Source organism: Mycobacterium sp. 852002-53434_SCH5985345 (assembly GCF_001667155.1).
In the GTDB taxonomy this organism is placed as follows: domain Bacteria; phylum Actinomycetota; class Actinomycetes; order Mycobacteriales; family Mycobacteriaceae; genus Mycobacterium.
This window is the reverse complement of record NZ_LZIE01000024.1, coordinates 98,808-117,618: the sequence shown is the minus strand read 5'-3', so window position 1 is coordinate 117,618 and position 18,811 is coordinate 98,808. Positions and strand designations below refer to the sequence as shown.

Annotated in this window: 15 protein-coding genes; 5 read left to right on the top strand and 10 right to left on the bottom strand. The window is 67.2% G+C overall.

Annotated elements, in window-relative coordinates; genetic code table 11:
- Positions 1 to 5: 5 nt before the first annotated feature.
- Both A5756_RS03865 and A5756_RS03860 read right to left on the bottom strand, forming a co-directional pair.
- Positions 6 to 1,586, bottom strand: a complete 1,581-nt coding sequence (locus tag A5756_RS03865) for a PPE family protein (protein WP_066947392.1) — start codon at positions 1,584 to 1,586, stop codon at positions 6 to 8.
- A gap of 88 nt (positions 1,587 to 1,674) precedes the next feature.
- Positions 1,675 to 2,592, bottom strand: a complete 918-nt coding sequence (locus A5756_RS03860; RefSeq protein WP_066947389.1) for an oxygenase MpaB family protein — start codon at positions 2,590 to 2,592, stop codon at positions 1,675 to 1,677.
- Between the two features lie 81 nt (positions 2,593 to 2,673).
- Between A5756_RS03860 and A5756_RS03855 the strand changes: the two genes are divergently transcribed.
- The gene (locus A5756_RS03855) at positions 2,674 to 3,345 is read left to right on the top strand and encodes a TetR/AcrR family transcriptional regulator (protein ID WP_066947386.1); all 672 of its coding nucleotides are present in this window, start codon (positions 2,674 to 2,676) and stop codon (positions 3,343 to 3,345) included.
- A 9-nt stretch (positions 3,346 to 3,354) separates the two neighbouring features.
- Here the strand turns inward: A5756_RS03855 and A5756_RS03850 are convergent, their stop codons facing one another.
- The 6 genes from A5756_RS03850 to A5756_RS03825 all read right to left on the bottom strand — a co-directional run bounded on the left by A5756_RS03850 (position 3,355) and on the right by A5756_RS03825 (position 10,876).
- The gene (locus A5756_RS03850; RefSeq protein ID WP_066947382.1) at positions 3,355 to 4,695 is read right to left on the bottom strand and encodes a hypothetical protein; all 1,341 of its coding nucleotides are present in this window, start codon (positions 4,693 to 4,695) and stop codon (positions 3,355 to 3,357) included.
- Positions 4,696 to 4,697: 2 nt separating this feature from the next.
- The gene (locus tag A5756_RS03845; RefSeq protein ID WP_066947379.1) at positions 4,698 to 6,173 is read right to left on the bottom strand and encodes a condensation domain-containing protein; all 1,476 of its coding nucleotides are present in this window, start codon (positions 6,171 to 6,173) and stop codon (positions 4,698 to 4,700) included.
- A gap of 444 nt (positions 6,174 to 6,617) precedes the next feature.
- Positions 6,618 to 7,964 (bottom strand): hypothetical protein, encoded by a 1,347-nt coding sequence (locus A5756_RS03840; RefSeq protein WP_066947376.1) that lies wholly within the window; start codon positions 7,962 to 7,964, stop codon positions 6,618 to 6,620.
- A gap of 2 nt (positions 7,965 to 7,966) precedes the next feature.
- The gene (locus A5756_RS03835; RefSeq protein WP_066947373.1) at positions 7,967 to 9,406 is read right to left on the bottom strand and encodes a condensation domain-containing protein; all 1,440 of its coding nucleotides are present in this window, start codon (positions 9,404 to 9,406) and stop codon (positions 7,967 to 7,969) included.
- Between the two features lie 340 nt (positions 9,407 to 9,746).
- Positions 9,747 to 10,295 carry a hypothetical protein gene (locus A5756_RS03830; protein ID WP_066947371.1) on the bottom strand — a complete coding sequence of 183 codons (549 nt, stop codon included), beginning with the start codon at positions 10,293 to 10,295 and terminating at the stop codon, positions 9,747 to 9,749.
- Positions 10,292 to 10,876: a VOC family protein gene (locus tag A5756_RS03825; RefSeq protein WP_066947368.1), complete on the bottom strand. Its 585-nt coding sequence runs from the start codon at positions 10,874 to 10,876 to the stop codon at positions 10,292 to 10,294. The genes A5756_RS03830 and A5756_RS03825 overlap by 4 nt, the downstream gene beginning before the upstream one ends.
- Positions 10,877 to 10,985: 109 nt before the next feature.
- On the opposite strand from A5756_RS03825, the gene A5756_RS03820 reads away from it, so the two are divergent.
- Entirely contained in the window at positions 10,986 to 12,116 is a 1,131-nt protein-coding gene (locus A5756_RS03820) for an alpha/beta hydrolase (RefSeq protein ID WP_066947365.1), read from the top strand.
- Positions 12,117 to 12,242: 126 nt separating this feature from the next.
- Positions 12,243 to 14,453 carry an acyl-CoA dehydrogenase gene (locus tag A5756_RS03815; protein WP_066947362.1) on the top strand — a complete coding sequence of 737 codons (2,211 nt, stop codon included), beginning with the start codon at positions 12,243 to 12,245 and terminating at the stop codon, positions 14,451 to 14,453.
- 147 nt (positions 14,454 to 14,600) lie between these two features.
- On the opposite strand, the gene A5756_RS25775 is transcribed toward A5756_RS03815, so the two are convergent.
- Positions 14,601 to 14,915, bottom strand: a complete 315-nt coding sequence (locus A5756_RS25775) for a hypothetical protein (protein WP_156659206.1) — start codon at positions 14,913 to 14,915, stop codon at positions 14,601 to 14,603.
- Positions 14,916 to 15,428: 513 nt separating this feature from the next.
- On the opposite strand from A5756_RS25775, the gene A5756_RS03810 reads away from it, so the two are divergent.
- A complete protein-coding gene (locus A5756_RS03810) occupies positions 15,429 to 15,794 on the top strand; it encodes an ATPase (protein WP_066947359.1) in 366 nt (121 codons plus the stop codon).
- Positions 15,795 to 15,812: 18 nt separating this feature from the next.
- Here A5756_RS03810 and fadD2 read toward each other — a convergent pair whose 3' ends face one another.
- Positions 15,813 to 17,492: a long-chain-fatty-acid--CoA ligase FadD2 gene (fadD2, locus tag A5756_RS03805; RefSeq protein ID WP_066947356.1), complete on the bottom strand. Its 1,680-nt coding sequence runs from the start codon at positions 17,490 to 17,492 to the stop codon at positions 15,813 to 15,815.
- A gap of 58 nt (positions 17,493 to 17,550) precedes the next feature.
- Between fadD2 and A5756_RS03800 the strand changes: the two genes are divergently transcribed.
- A complete protein-coding gene (locus tag A5756_RS03800) occupies positions 17,551 to 18,801 on the top strand; it encodes a DNA polymerase domain-containing protein (RefSeq protein ID WP_066947353.1) in 1,251 nt (416 codons plus the stop codon).
- The last annotated feature ends 10 nt before the right edge of the window (positions 18,802 to 18,811 follow it).

Here is an 18,811-nt window from a genome sequence, read left to right as displayed (position 1 = left end):
CGCCGCTACCGGGTGTCGCCGCCGGCGTCGGTTTCCCAGGTGCCGGGAACCATCGGAACCCTTGGGCCGCTGCCGAATTCGTCACCGGCAAGCGTGGCCAAACCCGTCGCATCACCGGTCGCCCCCCGGTGCGCCGTCCCGACAAACCCCAGCCTCCCGGCCCCGCGGTCCGACGCGAACGAGGGCACCTCGTCGCCCGGCGTGCCCCAATCCGGATCGACGTCGACGTTCATGTCCGCGAACTCGTCCCCGTGGTGGTCCCGGACCGCCCGCCTACGCCGGCGCGCCCTGGCCTGACCCCGCGCCGTCGCGGCCGCCGCGGCGGCGGCGCTATCGGGTTCCGGCGCTTGCCTTTTGGCGCTCGAGCTGGCACCGGCACCCATTCCCACACCGGACCCGATGCCCGGGGGAGCGACGACATAAGGCGGCGCGAAACCCGCGGCGTGCGGGGGCGGCGGGGTGGGCGGCGCCGGGCTGGTGACTGTGGTCGCCGTCGGAGCGGGCGCGGTCACCGGCGCCGAGGCGGGAGCCGCGGCCGGCGCGACGGCGGCCGGCGCGGTCGCCACGGCCGGCATCGGGCTCGGCGGCGGGGCGGGCGCCGGCGCGGGTGCCGGGACGACCGCGGGCTGCGGCGGTATCGCGGCCAGGCCGGCCAACCCCGCGAAGCCGCCCACCGCGCCGAAGGGGGCGGCCGCCAGGAGCACCGCGGGGGCCAGCAATTCCGGCTGACTGGTGAAGATCTCGAGGATGTGCGTCGGCCAGTCGAACAGCATGAGTTGAACGATGTACTGGAACGCCAGCGCGGGGTTGTGCACCAGGTAATAGCCGAACTGCTGGAAATCCTCGAGCAGTTCCAGAGCTCGAACCACCCAGAAGATCGGTTCCCCCGCATTGGTGTAGGCGTCGTAGGGCAACCCGTTGACGGTGCCCTCGGCGGGATCCCAGTTGATGCCGAGGTTCCTCAGGATATTCGCGATGAACTCATCGAGCGGGTTGTCGATCGTGGGGTCGTGCACATCGCCACCCGAGTCGTGGTTCGGAGCAACGGATTTCACTATTTGCGGCGCGGGATCGGGCTGCGGCGTCGACGCCACCGCCGCGCTGGAAACCGCTTGGTAGGTGGTCATCGTGCCGGCCGCCTGCACCCACATCCGCGCGTAATCCGCCTCGTTGAGCGCGATCGGAACCGTGTTGATGCCAAAGAAGTTCGTCGCCACCAACGCCCCGTGCACGGCATGGTTGGCGGCGAGTTCGGGCAACGTCGGCATGGCCGCCAGCGCGGCGGTGTAGGCGACCGCGGCGGTTTCGTGTTGCGCGGCCGCCGTAGCGCTCTGCGCGCTGGCCCGCGTCAGCCACGCGAGGTAGGGCGCGTGGGCGGCCACATACGACTCCGCGCTCGGTCCCTCCCACGAGCCCGCCTGCGCCGCGGCCAGGACACCGCTGAGTTGCGCTGCGGCCGAGGCGTATTCGGTGCTCAGTTCGGACCATGCCCCCGCCGCCGCGAGCAGCGATGCCGGACCGGGGCCGCTGCTGAGCAACGCGGAGTGCACCTCCGGTGGCGAGGCCATCCAGATCGGCGCCGTCATGGGTCTCCTCGGGCTGGAAGGGTTACCAGGCAGAGGAGAGCTTAATGAAAATGATTTCCGTTATCAACTTGGCGGGCTGTGCCGCCTGCTAGACCAACGGGCGCCCCGTCCTGATCCGGCGGTCGATGTCGGCCAGCAGGATGTTGAAGGGAAACCGTCGTACGAAGCGCGGCAAGCACCGGTTCACCACGGCCAACGTCGCGATGAGCCGGTCGAAGCGGCGTTGCCTGGTGGCGTCCCAGGGCAGCCGCATCTCGTCGCGAAATCGCTGCGGCAGAAAGCCCGTGGTGATCAACAAGGGAAGCCTGTCGGCGAGGCGCTGCAGTGGCGCAGGCAAGGCAAGTCCCGGAAGGCGGGACGCGGCGATCGGATACAGATACTCGCGTACGGCGTCGTCGATGCGGATCTTGGCCAGCGAATCCTGCCAGTACCGGTCGAACGCCGCGCGGTCCGGCGGCCACATCTCCGGCGGCACCTGCAGCGTGGTGGCCAGCGCCATGCCTTCGCGGTAGTGCCGGTCGGCCTCCTCGCCGCCCAGCTCACCGATGAACATGCGGTAGATGTCGACCCCGCCCTTGTACAGGCAGGCCCCCACCCACAGCTGCAAGTCGGGGTCGAAGGCGTTGTACTGCACCGGGCTTTCGGGGGTGGAGTAGACCTGCGCGTGAGCCCGGTTCACCGCGCGGCGGAAGGCGTCCTTCTGGGCGTCGCTGCCGTTGGTCGCCACCGCCAGGTAAGTGAACGTGGTGCGGGCACGCTTGATCGGATGCAGGTCGACGCGGCCACTTTCGACACGGCTCTCCATGACGCCGTAGCCGACGCCGGGACGCGCCAACTGCATGATCACGTTCGCCGGTCCGGCCAAGAGCGCGACGCCCATCAACCCCTCGTCGATCCCGAGCGGCCGCCGGCGGCGACGCCGCCGTGCGGGCAATGGCCGCGGCGCGTCGGAGACGCCACGCTCGACATGTCGAGCCGGTTCGTGGACAGCCTCGTGTATTGCCATGGTCAGACCCTCCCGCGGCGGAGCACGTAATGTGCGAACGCCTGTTTCCTGATATTGTCGCGGCGTCGCGCTGGTGTCAAGATGGTTCGCATGAACACCTCGAGCGCGCGGCCGTACCGCGGCGTCGAGGCCGCGCAGCGGCTGGCCACGCGCCGCAACCGGCTCCTGTCCGCGGGTCTGGAGCTTCTGGGCGCGGAGCAACAGAGCATCTCCGCGGTCACCGTCCGCGGCGTGTGCCGCCCGGCCGGCCGGGCGGCGCGGTACTTCTACGAAAGTTTCGCCGACAAGGACGAATTCGTCGCCTCCGTGTTCGACTGGGTGATCGCCCAACTGGCCGCCACCACCCAGGCCGCGGTGGCGGCGGTGCCTGCGCCCGAGCAGACCCGCGCGGGCATGACCAACATCGTGCGCACCATCGCCGACGACGCCCGCATCGGTCGCCTGCTGTTCAGCACGCAGCTGGCCGATCCCGTGATAGTGCGCAAGCGCGCCGAATCCAGCGCAATGTTCGCGATGCTGTCCGGCCAGCACGCCGGGGAAGCGCTGCGCGTCCCCGCAAACGACCGCATCAAGGCCGCGGCGCACTTCGTGGTCGGTGGCGTAGGGCAAACCATCAGCGCCTGGCTCGCCGGTGACGTCCGGCTGGAGCCGGACGAGCTCGTCGATCACCTGGCGGCACTGCTCGACGAGCTGGCCGAGCCCAACCTGTACCGACTCACGGAGACGGCGGTGGAGCCGCGGGCGGAATCGTGACGCGTGGCCTCACACCGGGCAGACGGTGTGCCACCCAGTCGTGGCGGTGAGCGAGAAGTCGCTCAGCGCTTGCGAAATGTGTTGCCGTAACTCGGCTTCCGAGTTGGGTCGGCACGGCTCGTAGGCAAGGAACGAGACGAAGACCTGTCCGCGCACCCTGCCCGACAGCAACGCCAACACTCCGTTGGTGCGGTGCATGGTCGCGGCGGTCACGCCCGGGTACAGCGACTTCATGGCGAAGTAGTCGGCGTCCGTTCCGTCCGGCCGGTTGGCGGCCGGGTCGACCGCACCGAGGTTGGACGACACGACAGCGGTTCCACCGCCGGTGGCCACGCTGATCAGTCGCCGGAAGACACGTTTCGGAATCAGGGGAACCAGCGGCAGCAATGCCCACCGTTCGTCAGGCACATCCTGATGGCGCTCAAGCGCTTGCTTGATCCCGGCGCGGATCCCACGCAGGTCCGTCGATGCGGGCGCGGGGTCGACCGTGATGTTGACGTTGCTGACCGCATTGGCGCGGGTGTCGCCGGGGGTGCGCTCGTTGACCGGCATCCCCACGGCAACCGTGCCGTCGGCGGCGACGCGCCCCACGCGCTGGGCGACGTGAGCCGCCAGCCCGGCGAGCAGCGCGCTGCCGGTGCCCCCGAGGGCCTTCGCGCGGGCGTCCCATTCGTCGGCGTCGGTGAAGACGGTTGTCGCCGGAAGAACCACGGGCTCGTCGGATCCGGTGAATGGCCGCTTCTCGGGTGGCGGGGCGGTATCGCCGCTGCCGCGCCGCGCCATTCGTGCCGCCGCCACGATGGCGCGGCCCATACCCGGTACGTCGCGGACCGTCTGGCGCGCGTCTTCACGCAGCGCCGCCCAGCGGCCCCGCGACGCCGCGGCCGGCCAGCCGATCGGGTCGTCACGGCCTAAAGCCGCGTCCGCCAACGCCTCGCACAGCCCGAGGCCGTCGGTGAGGCAATGGGTGACCACCAAGCTCACCGCAGCGCCGCCGTCGGTGAGCGGAAGCGCGGCAAGGTGCCAGCCGGGGCCGTGCTCGGCATCGGGCCGTCTAGCCGCCTCCTCGTTCAGCCAGTCGTCGATCTCATCGCGGGTCCGCGGTGTCGCGACGATGTCCAGGTCCGGCGGAAACGCGGGCGCTACCCAGCGATGCCGGCCGAACGGCAGGGGAGAGCGTTCGATGCGGCGGCACAACCGCCCCCGCGCAAGATGGGCATGGAACTCTTGCAGACCGTCGATGTCGATGGCGCGATCGTAGACCCAAATACATTGCACCACACTGCTGGTGGCTGTCGCTCGCTCGCCGAGGAAGAGGGTCTGGTCGGCTAGATCCAGCACGTTGCTCATTCCTAGGCCGCCTCGCCGTCGTCTTCCTCTGACGCGGGAGGGTCCGCAGCATCCGCATTACCCCGGCCTGCAACAACATCGGGCTCGCGCGAGCAGCCGGCGACGGCGCGGGCGAATACATCGATCAACGTCGCGATGTAGCGGTCCACCGATTCACGCGCCACCGCGTTGTCCGGAAAGGAGATCGTCACTGTGGTACTTGCCGCCTGCCGGTTGATCCACATATTGATGCCGCCGGCGGACAGGTTGTCGCCATAAGTACCGAAATTCGTCTCCGTCCAGAGCCCGGCGAGCGGTATCTTCCGAAAATCCAGGAATGACAACATCATCGGCAGGCTCGTAGGAGGCTTGATCTCCAGTCCATCTGCTGTCGCCGCCAACTCCAAGACTCGCTCGATTGGCACATCGGCGAGTTCCTTGGCCGCGTCGAACGACTTCTGCGCTGCCCGGGCCGCCTCGGGGAACGTGGTCCCGGCGGTAGGCACCGCAACCGGAACCAGGCTGGCAAACCAACCCACCGTCATTGTGTCGATACCCGCCGTCCGGGTGTCCCTGGCCGTGAACCCGTGGTACGCCGCGCTGCCCGTCAATTCGTGCTCGGCTAAAGCGGTGCAGGCCAGCACTCCCCCGATGAACCGGGCTCCGGCCGCACCGCACATGGCGTCGAATGAGTCCGTCCCGGCGGCGTCCAGCAGCTGCACGGTCAGCAGGTCACCTTTGCTGCTGGCCCACGTATCACCCAGGGGTAGAGGGAAACTCGGCCAATCGCCATCGGTGTCGTGGGCGAATGCAATCCATTCCTTGATCGCGGGAGACGCCATGGTCAAGCTCGCCGCCTTCGCACGCTGTCGCGCGGTGTAGTCCCGGTAACTGCCGACCTCGGGCAGGGCCGCGGACTGGTGCCCCTGCGCCAGCTCCTGATACGCCAGGTGGATGTCTACGAAGATCACGCCGGCCGACAGGCCATCGATGTGGAGATGGTCGACGCTCGCGTAGAACGTGAAATAGTCTGCGTGCTGGATGATCCCGAATGTGAAACATCCCCATTCGAGTGTCCCCGGGGTCGTCGTCAGGACGTGTGTACGCACTTGGTCGGCGGCCATTCGTCCGAATTCCACCGGAGCGAGCTCGATGGCATCGGCGTTGTCGATCACGCGACGCACGATGCTGCCGTTCTCGAATTCGAACCAACTGTGGTAAGTGTCGTGCCGGCGGACATGCGTATTGATCGCCGCCGTCATCGCCGGAATCTCACACGCGCCGGGGATATCCCACGCCACGATCATCAGCCGGGGTAGCTCCCTGCCCAGCGTCCTACCATGATGGGCGGCCCAAAGATGCTGGGCCTGCTGGTAACTCGGAGGACAATCGCTTCGTCGCGCGGTTCGAGCCGCTTCACGTCCAGAGGGCGCGGCCATCCACACGGTCACCGGACCATGTGGCGGTTGCCATTCGTTGATGTTGCCGAGCGAGACCATTTTCTTAAGTCCTCGTTCTTCCGATGCCGAAGTGCCGTGCACAGCAAGGGAGGCAGAAAAAGTTCTCGCGCATGGCTTTTCGCACAGCACGAAATCCCGTTGGGCTGAAATCTTGCGCCGGGCTTCCCGATATCAGGACCCCCACTTGCGGCGTCCCTATGCATCCCCTGTGTCGCCGCTGAGGACGGTAGCGCACGAATGGGATGAAGGCAACAATTGCACGACCGTGTGATCGATCGCACTGTCGCGCGCCCTCGCTCACGGCGCCGGCGCCGCGTTTGCCGGGGCGGTCGTCCGCGCGACGCACAAGATATTAGGAGACGAATGCGCATTTGAGCGTTTGCCGAATGGACATCCGCGCTGTCGAAATTCGGGCTGAGCTTTACGACCCGTTGGCGCCATTTCCGGTCGACGAACTTGCGGAGGGCTGCCGACGCGGGCGTGTCACACCGGGCAGGCGGGGCGCCAGCCCATGGTGGCCGTGAGCGAGAAGTCGCTCAGCGCCCCTGAAACCTGTTGCCTTAAATGGGCTTTCGAATTCGGGCCGCCTAGCTCGTAGGCAAGGAAGGAGATGAAGACCCGGCCGCGCGCCCTGCCCGACAGCAACGCCAGAGCGCCGTTGGTGCGGTACATGGTCGCGGTGGTCACCCCCGGGTACACGGTCCTCATGGCGAAGTGACCGGCGTCGGTGCCGTCCGGGCGGTTGACGGCCGGGTCGACCGATCCGAGGTTGGACGACACGACGGTGATCGCGCTGCCGGTGACCACGCCGATCAGTCGTCGCATGACGCGTTTGGGAATGAGCGGAACCAGCGGCAGCAACGCCCAGCGCTCGTCGGGCTCATTCTGGTGGCGGGACAGCGCTTCCTTGATCCTCGCGCGGATTTCACGCAGGTCCCTCGTCACGAGTGCCGGGTCGACCGTGATATCCACGTTGACGACCGCGTTGGCCCGGGTGTCGCCGGGGGTGCGCTCGTTGACCGGCATCCCGACGTTGACCGTCCCGTCCGCGGCGACCCGCCCCACTCGCTGGGCGAGATGGGCCGCCAATCCGGCGAGCAGCGCGTTGCTCGTTCCGCCGAGGGTGGTTGCGCGCGCGTCCCACTCGTCGGCATCGATGAAGACGGTTGCCATGGGCAGCGTGATGCGTTCGTCCGGTCCGGTGGGCGGAACGGGCCGCTTGGTGGCCGACGACGTGGCGGCTGCACGGCCGGCCCGAGCCATGCGTGCCGCCGCGACCAGGGCCCGGCCCACATCCGGTGTGTCCCGCGCGGTTTGGCGCGTGTCCTCGCGCAACGCCCGCCACCGCCGCCGTGACGCCGCCGCGGGCCAGGCGATGGGGTCGTCGCGGCGGCCCGCTGCGTCGGCCACCGCCTCGCACAGCCCGACGCCGTCGGTGAGGCAATGGGTGGCCACCAGGCTCACCGCCGCGCCACCATCGGTCAACGGCAGCACGGCAAGGTGCCAGCCGGGGCCGTGCTCGGCATCCGGCCGTTTTCCCGCCTCCTCGTTCAGCCAGTCGTCGATCTCATCGCGGCTCCGCCCCGCCGCGACGATGTCCAGGTCCGGCGCAGACGCGGGCGCTACCCAGCGATGCCGGCCGAACGGCAAAGGGGACCGTTCAATGCGGCGACGCAACCGGCCTCGGCCCAGATGGCGATGGAAGGTTCGCAGCCCGTCCATGTCGATCGCGCGGTCATACACCCAAATGCATTGGACCACACTGGTAGTCGCTGTCGCTCGCTCGCCGAGGAAGAGGGTTTGGTCGGCCAGATCCAGCAGGTTGCTCATCGCTACGCCGCCTCGTTGTCGTTCTCCGTCGGCGCAATCACCCCCGGGCTGCCGGTGGCGTCGATGACGCGAGCAAACATCTCCCCCAGCGTCGCGATGTAGCGGTCCACCGACTCGCGCGCAATCGCGTTGTCCGGGAAAGACATCGTCACCGTGGTCCGTTCGACGTGCCGGTTGATCCACATGTTGATGCCACCGGCGGACAGGTTGTCGCCGTAGGTCCCGAAGTTCATCTCCGCCCACATCCCGACGAGGGGTATTTTCCGGAAGTCGAGGAAAGAGACCATCATCGGCAATTGTGTCGGCAACTTGATGGCCAGGCCATCCAGCGTCGCCAACTCCAAGACCCGTTCGACCGGTACTGCGGCGAGGTCCTTGGCGGCATCGAAAGACTTCTGTGCCGCCCGCGCCGCCTCGGGGAACGAGTCGCCGGTCGTCGGCACGGAAACCGGTATCAGGCTGGCGAACCACCCCACCGTCATCGTGTCGATGCCCGGCGCCCGGGTGTCCCTGGCCGTAAATCCGTAATAGGTTTCCTTGCCGGTCAATGCGCGCTCCGCCAACGCTGTGCACGCCAAGACTCCGCCGATGAACCGAGCACCGGCCGCGCAGCATTCGGCATCGAAAGACGCGGTTCCCGCGGCGTCCAACAACTCGACCGTCAACAAATCACCCTTGCAGCTGGCCCATGTGTCGCCCAGCGGCAGCGGAAAGCTCGGCCAGTCACCGTCGGCCTCACGCGCGAACGCGATCCAGTCCTTGATCTCCGGGGATGACATGGTCAGGCTCGCCGCGTTCTCGCGCTGCCGCGCCGCATACTCGCGATAACTTCTGACCTCTGGCGTGCCGGGCTCATGGACCGGCGGGCCCGCCGCAAGTTCCTGGTACGTCAGGTGGATGTCCAGGAAGATCAGCGCGGCGGACAAGCCATCGATGTGCAGGTGGTCGACGCTGGCGTAGAACGTGAAGTGGTCGGCCCCCTGGACGACTCCGTATGTGAAACAACCCCATCCGAGCGTCTCGGGCGTTGTGGTCAGGACGTGCGTGCGCGCCTGGTCGGGGCTCATCGCTCCGAACGCCGCGGGCGCGAAGTCGATGACCTCGGGGTCGTCGATCACTCGGCGGACGATGACGCCCTCCTCGAATTCGAACCAGCTGTGGTAGGTGTCCTGCCTACGGACATGGGCATTGATCGCTGCCGTCATCGCCGCCACGTCGCATACGCCGGGAATGTCCCACGCCACGACCATCAGCCGAGGTAGCTGCCTGTTGAGCGCCTTGCCGTGGTAAGCGGTCCAGAGGTGTTGGTTTTGTTGATAACTCGGGGCCGAATCGCTCCGCCGCGCGGCGCGGGCCGCTTCGTGCGACGCAGGTGTGGCCATCCAAGTGGTCAGTGGGCCGTGCGGTGGCTGCCATTCGCTGATGCTTCCGAGTGCGACCATTTCTTGATCCTCGTCCCTCGCGATGCCGATTCTGTTGTGCGGCAAGGGGGTAGCGAAAGGGCCATCCATAATGGCTCTTCTGCACAGCATGAATTCAATTTCGTATCGGAGATCTTTGCGACGGATGTCCGTATGTTGGCCCGAACTTACGGTGTCGCTCGTACCCCCCCCTGTCGCCGTTATTGGACGTTAGTACAGGAAGGCGAGGATTGGTGGGTTTTAGGAAGATTCGCAATTTGACGCATTTGCGCCGCGAGACCGGTAATCTCCTTTATCCTCGCCGGGCCGAAGCGCAGGTCCGGCGCTTTAGGCTGGCGCGCCGAGCGAAATCACCGCCGCCTCAGGGAAACAGCGGCAGCTGCCACAGCCGCATGCCGGGGTCCAGCAGCCACAACCGCATCATCGTGAGCCGCATCAGCCGCTGCGCACTGAAGATCAGGAACACCGCCAGCGGCACTTCGACCAGCAGCGCGGTGGTCACCGACACCCAGACATCCTTGGGCCCCGCCGTCATCAGGTCGAACCAGGCGTCGCAAATCAGCAACACGCCGGTGGTGAACGCGGCCGGCACCAGTAGCTGGCGGCGCAGATACCCGAGTACCGCTGTCGCCAGCATGAATCCGACCAGCAGAATGTCGAAGCCCACCCACGTCACGGGCCAGTTGTGGGCAACATAGTTCTCCGGCAACGTGACCGAGAGGTACCCCAGCCAGGGAACCATCGCCATCGAACCACCCACCATCAGACTCAACCGGATGCGCCGCACCCTGAGCAGCAACGCCGGGTCGATCAATTCGCCCACGGGCTGCTCGAGCCGGGAAATGAGCTGCCGTCGCTGCTGGGGCGTGAGCGCCGCGATCTGAGCGTCGGACAGAATGCCGTCGGTCACGGGCGGCCGGCGACCACCGGAGGTCGGCGGTCCGCCGCGGTCTTGGGCACGGCCTGAGCATCGGTGGCATCAAATTCTTTGACCCAGCATGCGAATTCGAGGGTGATGCCATCGGGGTCCTGGAAGTAGAACGACCGCACGTACACCCCGGGATGCACCGTCGCGGACACTTGCATCGGGCTCTCGTCATGGTTGAGCACCGGGCCGACGCGGACCCCTTTATCCTTGAGCCGCTGGCGGTAGGCGTCGAACTTCTCGGCCGGCACGTGGAATGCGAGATGGTTCATGGTGCTGACCGCGCTGGTGATGTCGCCGATACCGGGGATCGCGCCCGGCGACGATATGCCCGGCACCCGGTCGGGGGCATCGGCGAACCAGAAGAATGCGACGCAGTCGCCGTTGCCGGCGTCGAAGAAGAAGTGCTGGCCCGCGCCCCCGGGCAGGTCGAGCGACTTGATCAACGGCATGCCGAGGACGTTGGTGTAGAAGTCCACGGTCCGAGCCATATCCGAGCAGACCAGCGCGACGTGATTGATCCCGCCGAGTTCGAATTCCGTGTTGGTGTTATGCGGCTTGATCATCGCGCGACTCCCCTCGGTCCCCGGCTTGAAGTCCTGGCCAAGTTGTAATTCTGAATCTAACATCGGCCTGAAGTTTCAACGAGATGTCCAATGCCAACAGGGCCGGTAAATGACTCCTAACGCCGCCGCCGGGGTTATCCGCGAGTTTGTCGGCCTGCCGTCGCCCACCGCCGGCCGCGCCGGCGCGGGCGGCCATCCTTGCCAGGGGCTGTACCACCGCGGGGTGGGACGCAAGCCCAAGGTGGCGATGATCGCCACGCACTACCAGATCGACTTTTCCGAGCACTACCTCGCCGACTACATGGCCACCCGCGGTGTCGGATTTCTAGGCTGGAACACCAGGTTTCGCGGCTTCGAAAGCAGCTTCCTGCTCGACCACGCGCTGGTCGACATCGGCGTCGGTGTGCGCTGGCTGCGCGAGGTGCAGGGAGTGGAAACCGTTGTGCTGCTCGGCAACTCAGGCGGTGGCTCGTTGATGGCCGCATATCAGTCGCAGGCCGTGGAGCCGAACGTGACCCCGCTGGACGGGATGCGTCCGGCCGCGGGCCTCAACGAGTTGCCGGCCGCCGACGCCTACGTGGCCACCGCCGCCCATCCCGGGCGACCCGACGTCTTGACGGCCTGGATGGATGGTGCCGTCGTCGACGAGAACGACCCCGTCGCCACCGACGCCGACCTCGACCTGTTCAACGAGCGAAACGGGCCGCCGTATTCACCGGAGTTCCTCACCCGCTACCGCCGGGCGCAGACCGCGCGCAACCATGCGATCACCGACTGGGCGGAGCAGGAACTCAAACGCGTTCGCGCAGCGGGGTTTTCCGACCGCCCCTTCAGCGTCATGCGCACCTGGGCCGATCCCCGCATGGTCGACGCCAGCATCGAGCCCACCGGGCGTCAACCGAACATGTGTTATGCCGGCGTTCCGGCCAAGGCGAACCGGTCGGCGCACGGCATCGCCGCGGCCTGCACGCTGCGCAACTGGCTGGGCATGTGGAGCCTGCGGGTGGCGCAGACCAGGGCCGAACCGCATCTCGCCCGGATCACCTGCCCCGCCCTGGTGATCAACGCCGAGGCCGATACCGGCGTCTTTCCGTCCGACGCCCAACGGATTTTCGTCGCGCTCGCCGGCCCCGACAAGACGCAATCGTCGATCGACACCGACCACTACTTCACCACCCCGGGCGCTCGCGGGGAGCAGGCCGACATCATCGCGAAGTGGATCGCCAAGCGGTTTCACTGAAGAGCTCACCGCGGACACCGAGGCGCGCTGGCACGCCCGGTAACCCCTGTGGTCAACCAACCGACCGGTTGTTAGTTTGGAGGGTGCCTGGCCAAGGCGGAACCCTAAAGCATGGGAAGGCGACCAATGCCGATCGCTATCACTCCTGAGCATCAAGACCTGGCCGATTCGGTGCGGTCGTTGGTGGCGCGCATCGCGCCGTCCGAGACATTGCACGCGGCAATGGAGACACCGATCGAGAATCCCCCGCCGTACTGGCGGGCCGCGGCCGAACAAGGCCTGCAGGGTCTGCATCTGGCCGAGTCCGTGGGCGGGCAGGGTTTCGGCATCCTCGAGCTGGCCGTCGTGCTGGCCGAGTTCGGCTACGGCGCGGTGCCCGGCCCCCTCGTGCCGTCGGCGATCGCCAGCGCACTCATTTCCGCCAACGACCCGCACGCCAAGGTGCTCTCCGAGCTGGCGTCCGGCGCCGCCATCGCCGCCTACGCGATGGACTGTTGCGGGTTGACCGCCACCCGCCAGGGCCCGAATGACGACGTGCTCGTGCTCCGCGGCGAGGTCCGCGCGGTTCCGGCGGCAGCGCAGGCCTCGGTGCTGGTGCTCCCGGTCGCGATCGACAGCGGCGAGGAATGGGTGGTGCTGCGCGCGGAGGAGCTCGAGATCGAGCCCGTGAAAAGCCTTGACCCGCTACGGCCCCTCGCCCATGTTCGGGCCAACGCCGTCGAGGTTGGGGCCGACGCCGCGTTGTGCAACCTGAGCATGGCGACAGCGCACGCGCTGATGACGACGCTGCTGTCCGCCGAGGCGATCGGGGTGGCGCGCTGGGCCACCGACACGGCGTCGCAATACGCCAAGATCCGCGAGCAGTTCGGCAGGCCGATCGGCCAGTTCCAGGCCATCAAACACAAGTGCGCGGAGATGATCGCCAACACCGAGCGCGCCACCGCGGCGGTGTGGGACGCCGCCCGCGCCATCGACGAAGCGCGCGAGAACGGTTGGGACCTCACCGGTTCCCACGTCGAGTTCGCAGCCGCCGTCGCGGCGACGCTGGCGCCGGCCGCCGCGCAACGGTGCGCGCAGGATTGCATCCAGGTGCACGGTGGGATCGGCTTCACCTGGGAGCACGACACCAACGTGTATTACCGCCGGGCGCTGATGCTGGCCGCCTCGTTCGGCCGCAATTCGGAGTACCCGCAGAAGGTGGTGCACACCGCCACCAGCACCGGCCTGCGGGCGGTCGACATCGACCTCGACCCCGACACCGAGAAACTGCGCGAGGAGATCCGGGCCGAAGTCGACGCGCTCAAGGCGATGGAGCGTGCCGAGCGCAAGGTCGCCATCGCCGAAGGTGGCTGGACGCTGCCGCACCTGCCGAAACCGTGGGGCCGCGCGGCCGGTCCGGTCGAGCAGATCATCATCGCCCAGGAATTCACCGCCGGCCGGGTCAAGCGCCCGCCGATGGGCATCGCGACGTGGATCATCCCGTCGATCGTCGCCTTCGGGACGGAGGAGCAGAAACAGCGGTTCCTGCCACCGACCTTCTGCGGGGACATGATTTGGTGTCAGCTGTTCTCCGAGCCGGGCGCGGGATCGGACCTGGCCGGGCTGAGCACCAAGGCCACCCGAACGGACGGCGGCTGGCGCATCACCGGCCAGAAGATCTGGACCACGGCGGCGCAGCTCTCCCAGTGGGGCGCCCTGCTGGCGAGAACGGACACCAGCGCCCCGAAGCACAACGGCATCACCTATTTCCTGCTGGACATGAAGAGTGAGGGTGTCGAGGTGAAGCCGCTGCGCGAGCTCACCGGGAACGCGATGTTCAACACCGTCTACATCGACGACGTGTTCGTGCCCGACGAGTGCGTGCTGGGCGAGGTGAACCGTGGCTGGGAGGTCAGCCGCAATACCCTTACCGCGGAACGGGTTTCGATCGGCAGCAGCGAGGCGAACTTCCTGGCCACTCTGGGCCAGTTCGTCGAGTTCGTTCGCGACGGGCAATTCGACCCGGTGGCACAACACCGAGCGGGTCAGTTGATCGCCGAGGGCCACGCCGCCAAGGTGCTGAACTTGCGCTCCACCCTGTTGACTCTGGCCGGCGGGGATGCCATGCCGTCCGCGGCCATCTCGAAGCTGCTTTCGATGCGGACCGGCCAGGGGTACGCGGAGTTCGCGGTGTCCTCGTTCGGCACCGACGCCGCCATCGGCGACACCGGCGAGCTACCCGGCAAATGGGGCGAATACCTGTTGGCGAGCCGGGCCACGACGATCTACGGCGGTACCTCGGAGGTGCAGCTGAACATCATCGCCGAGCGGCTGCTCGGCCTCCCCCGCGATCCCTAACCGCCGCTTCCGATTTGGCCCGAGGAGAGAGGGCCATGCCGACCTGAGGGGTGGTCAGGCCGGCATGGTTCCCCCCCATCCCGTGGGCCGGTCAACCTGGAAATGGATCGGCACGTCGAGGTTGACCGGTTGCCACGGGGAGGTGGTTCACCACCACCAGTTCCACCAGTGCCCGGGGGCCCAGAATCCGCGGTTGCCCGAACCCCAACCGGGGTGGCCTCCGCCGCCCCATCCGTGGCCGCCCCATCCATGACCGCCATGACCCCCGCCTGGACGGTCGGGAATGATGCCGGGTCCGCCGGGCGTACCGTGCGGACCGGCGGTGGTGAAGCTGGTGTCGGGTCCTGGTACCGGGGCCGCCTGCGCGGCGGGGCCGGCGCCGAACAGCAGCGCTCCCGCCACCGCGGAGGCACCCGCCGCGCCCACGGCGGCGCCGCGTAACGATCGTGCAGAAATCGTCATCGCAACCCCTCCTTCCAGGACCTGATGCCGACAAAACAAAACGTTAGCTACAACTTTCCCGGCAAACAACGTTGCTACACAAAGATGGCGCTGTGAATTATGTAACAAATGGGCTTAACGGATTTGCGTGGGCCGGTTTTGGCGGAATTAATGATCTTCATAAATCAGGATATCGACAGCTACTGAATCGTGCAGCCTCCGGGTTTACCCTGTTTAGAGGCGATCTACTGACATACTGGTTTGCATACTTACGCATCAGCGGATTCCCTGAATTAGGGCGATAAACCACGCCGTCCTCTGACTTTTGAGCGAAATTCCCGGCCGTCACCGACGCGTCGGTGAGCAATCTTCGAAAATTTGCTGCGGGAAACCGCTGATGCGGCACTTCCCGCGGGCGCGGCCAGCCCGCGGCCCGGCGACGCGACTTACGCCGCCGTCGGTGGAAGAATCAGTATTGTCAGACCCAATGCTGATTTACTGATTGGCCCACTCACCCGGAGGACGACCGCCGCTGTGAACTTCAACCCCAGCCACATCGGGCCGGGCGCCGGAACGTTCCGGGGCCCCGGGCCGTCGGCCACACCGGCAGGAGACGCCGCGCCGACCGAGCGCCTCACCGGGCTCGGGCAGCAGGGCGCCCACCGGATCGTCAGCCAGCCGGCGGTCAACCAGGCGAGCCGGGGTCAGCGGACACGCCGCACCGTAGACCTCCCGGCGGCCACCCACCGCGCCCTCGACATCTGGCAGCGCGAGGCCGCCGATCGCCTGGGCGTCGCCCGGGTGACCGGACAAGAGGTGCTCACCGCGCTCATCGACCAACTTCTGGTCGACCCCAAACTCGCGGCGCAGATCACCCGCGCCATCAAAGACCGGCGCTGACCCCGACGGGGACAGCGGCTAGTCGACCTCCATCTCACGCAACTCGCGCTTGAGGATCTTGCCCGTCGGGTTACGCGGCAACTCGTCCAGGAAGACCACCTCACGCGGCACCTTGTAGCGGGCCAGGTGGTCGCGAACGTAGTGCTTGATGCTGTCCTCGTCGACGTCGGAGCCGTCCTTCTTCACGACGAAGGCGCGCAGCCGATGGCCCCATTCCTTGTCCTCGACGCCGATGGCCGTCGCCTCCACCACCTCGGGGTGCCCGCTGATCAGGTCCTCGACCTCGGCTGGGAAAACGTTCTCTCCGCCGGAGACGATCATCTCGTCGTCCCGGCCGCTGACGTACAGCAGGCCGTGCTCGTCGAAATAGCCGACGTCACCGGATGACATGAGGCCGTCGATGATCTGCTTGTGGCCGCCGCCGGTGTAGCCCTCGAAGGGGAACGCGTTACCGACGAAGATCCGGCCGACCTCGCCCTGAGGCTTCTCCTTGCCGTTGTCGTCGAGGATCTTGACCTTCACGCCCTTGACCACCGGGCCGACGGTCGCCGCGTTGCGCTCCAGGTCCTGCGGTCCGGCGATGGTGGCGAACGCGATCTCGGTCGAGCCGTACATGTTGTAGATGACCGGGCCGAGATCCTTGAGCGCGCGGCTGGCCAGCTCGGCGCCCAGCTGCGACCCGGAGATGAACACGATCTTCAGGCTGGACAGGTCGGGCTTGGAGTCCATCTTCTCGACCGCGTCGAGAATCCGCGACAGCATCACCGGCACCACCACCATGGCGGTCACCTTGTACTTCTCGATGTCTTCGAGCACGTGCGGCGGCTTGAACTTGCGGCGCAGCACCAGGGTCGAGCCCAGGAACATCGCGATGGTGCCGTGCAGAAAGCCCAGCGCGTGGAACATCGGGGCGGGCAGCGAGGTCACCTCGTTGGCCTTGAACGGGACGTGGGACAGGATGCCCCCGATGGGTGCCAGCGTCGGAGGGGTGCTGCGGTTCGCCCCCTTCGGCGTGCCGGTGGTGCCGCTGGTCAGGATTATGATCGACGAGTGCTTTGTCGCCTTCGGGGCGGGTGAGTTGTTGCTGCGCTCGATCAGGTCGGCCAGCGTCTCGTCCTTGCTGCCCGACGGCTCGTCCGCGTCGGGGTTGGTGCCCAGCGCGCGCAGGAAGCCCAGTTCCGGCTCGGCCTTGCTGACGGCCTTGGTGTACTCGTCGTCGTAAATGATCAGCTTGGCGCCCTCGCGTTCGGCCACCTCTTTGATCTGCGGGCCGGAGAACTCGCTGTTGAGCAGGATGATGCGGGCGCCGACCCGGGCGGCGCCGAAGTAGGCGATGAGGAACCAGCGGGTGTTGCGCGCCAGGATCGCCACCCCGTCGCCGCCCTTGACGCCCATCTCGAGCAGCCCGTTGGCCACCGCGTGGGCGGCGTCGTCCAGCTCTTTGAAGGTGAACTCGCCGTCTTCGTCGATGCACGCGGCGCGGTCGGGATGGCGTCGGGCGTTGAGCGACGGCAGCATGCCGAACTCGCCCCACTTGTAGATGTCGTTGGCCATCGCGGCATAGTTCTGCGGCGGCTCCAGCCGGAAGGCGCCCGCCTCGAAGATCTTGCGCACGTAGTGCAATTCAGCCGAGCCGCGTTCCAGATACTGCTGAACCTTGGCAACCGCCTGCCCAGGCAGGCCAATCAGATTAGGCATGGATCCACCCTATGTGACGTCCGTCGCATTCCGAGGGGTAAGTACCCACCGACTTACGATGATGAACATGGGTCCGGTTTCGCTGGATGTGGATGGGCGCCAAGTCACCATCACCCACCCGGACAAAGTGGTGTTCGAAGCCCACGGCGGCATGGGGCCGCACACCAAACTCGACCTGGTCCGTTACTACCTGTCCGTGGCCGAGGGCGCGCTGCGCGGCGCGGCCGGCCGGCCGATGATCCTGAAGCGCTTCGTCAAGGGCATCTCCGAGGAGGCGGTGTTCCAGAAGCGCGCGCCGAAGAACCGGCCCGACTGGGTCGACGTCGCCGAACTGCACTACGCGCGCGGCACGTCGGCCGCCGAGGCAGTCATCCATGACGCCGCCGGACTGGCGTGGGCGATCAACCTGGGCTGTGTCGACCTCAACCCGCACCCGGTGCTGGCCGGCGACCTCGACCATCCCGACGAACTGCGGGTCGACCTGGATCCGATGCCCGGGGTCTCCTGGCGGCGGATCGTCGACGTCGCGCTGGTGGCCCGCGAGGTGCTGGAGGACTACGGCCTGACCGCGTGGCCGAAGACCTCCGGGAGCCGCGGTTTTCACATCTACGCGCGGATCGCCCCGCGCTGGGAGTTCCGGCAGGTGCGGCTGGCCGCCCAGACCGTGGCCCGCGAGGTCGAGCGGCGGGTGCCCGACGCGGCGACCAGCCGATGGTGGAAGGAAGAACGCGAGGGGGTGTTCGTCGACTTCAACCAGAACGCCAAGGACCGCACGGTCGCGTCCGCGTACTCGGTGCGGGCGACGCCGGACGCCCGGGTGTCGACGCCGCTGTTGTGGGACGAAGTCACCGAACGCCTTCCCGAGGAGTTCACCATCGACACCGTGCCCGGCCGGTTCGCCGCGATGGGTGACCCGTGGGAGGGGATGGACGACGCGGTCGGTGAGCTCGACCGGCTGCTGGTGCTGGCCGAGGAGATGGGACCCCCGGAGCGCGCGCCGAAGGGATCCGGCACGGCCGACGGCCGACGCCGGTCGGTGATGCCGCTTATCGAGATCGCCCGCACCAAGACCAAGGACGAGGCGCTGGCCGCGCTGGACACCTGGCGCGACCGCCACCCGGACGTGTCTCGCCTGCTGCAACCGGTCGACGTATTGGTCGACGGCATGCGCGGGCCGAGTTCGATCTGGTATCGCATTCGGGTCAACCTGCAGCATGTGCCGGCCGACCAGCGACCTCCGCAGGAGGAGCTGATCGCCGACTACAGCCCCTGGGAAGGTTACGGGGGCAAGCAGAAGCCGTCGAGCTGAGGGCGGGCGG

Excerpts from the sequence above, each read along its gene's own strand:
- A5756_RS03865 (WP_066947392.1), bottom strand. The coding sequence starts at position 1,586 with ATGACGGCGCCGATCTGGATGGCCTCGCCACCGGAGGTGCACTCCGCG.
- A5756_RS03860 (WP_066947389.1), bottom strand. The coding sequence starts at position 2,592 with ATGGCAATACACGAGGCTGTCCACGAACCGGCTCGACATGTCGAGCGT.
- A5756_RS03855 (WP_066947386.1), top strand. The coding sequence starts at position 2,674 with ATGGTTCGCATGAACACCTCGAGCGCGCGGCCGTACCGCGGCGTCGAG.
- A5756_RS03850 (WP_066947382.1), bottom strand. The coding sequence starts at position 4,695 with ATGAGCAACGTGCTGGATCTAGCCGACCAGACCCTCTTCCTCGGCGAG.
- A5756_RS03845 (WP_066947379.1), bottom strand. The coding sequence starts at position 6,173 with ATGGTCTCGCTCGGCAACATCAACGAATGGCAACCGCCACATGGTCCG.
- A5756_RS03840 (WP_066947376.1), bottom strand. The coding sequence starts at position 7,964 with ATGAGCAACCTGCTGGATCTGGCCGACCAAACCCTCTTCCTCGGCGAG.
- A5756_RS03835 (WP_066947373.1), bottom strand. The coding sequence starts at position 9,406 with ATGGTCGCACTCGGAAGCATCAGCGAATGGCAGCCACCGCACGGCCCA.
- A5756_RS03825 (WP_066947368.1), bottom strand. The coding sequence starts at position 10,876 with ATGATCAAGCCGCATAACACCAACACGGAATTCGAACTCGGCGGGATC.
- A5756_RS03820 (WP_066947365.1), top strand. The coding sequence starts at position 10,986 with ATGACTCCTAACGCCGCCGCCGGGGTTATCCGCGAGTTTGTCGGCCTG.
- A5756_RS03815 (WP_066947362.1), top strand. The coding sequence starts at position 12,243 with ATGCCGATCGCTATCACTCCTGAGCATCAAGACCTGGCCGATTCGGTG.
- A5756_RS25775 (WP_156659206.1), bottom strand. The coding sequence starts at position 14,915 with ATGACGATTTCTGCACGATCGTTACGCGGCGCCGCCGTGGGCGCGGCG.
- fadD2 (WP_066947356.1), bottom strand. The coding sequence starts at position 17,492 with ATGCCTAATCTGATTGGCCTGCCTGGGCAGGCGGTTGCCAAGGTTCAG.
- A5756_RS03800 (WP_066947353.1), top strand. The coding sequence starts at position 17,551 with ATGATGAACATGGGTCCGGTTTCGCTGGATGTGGATGGGCGCCAAGTC.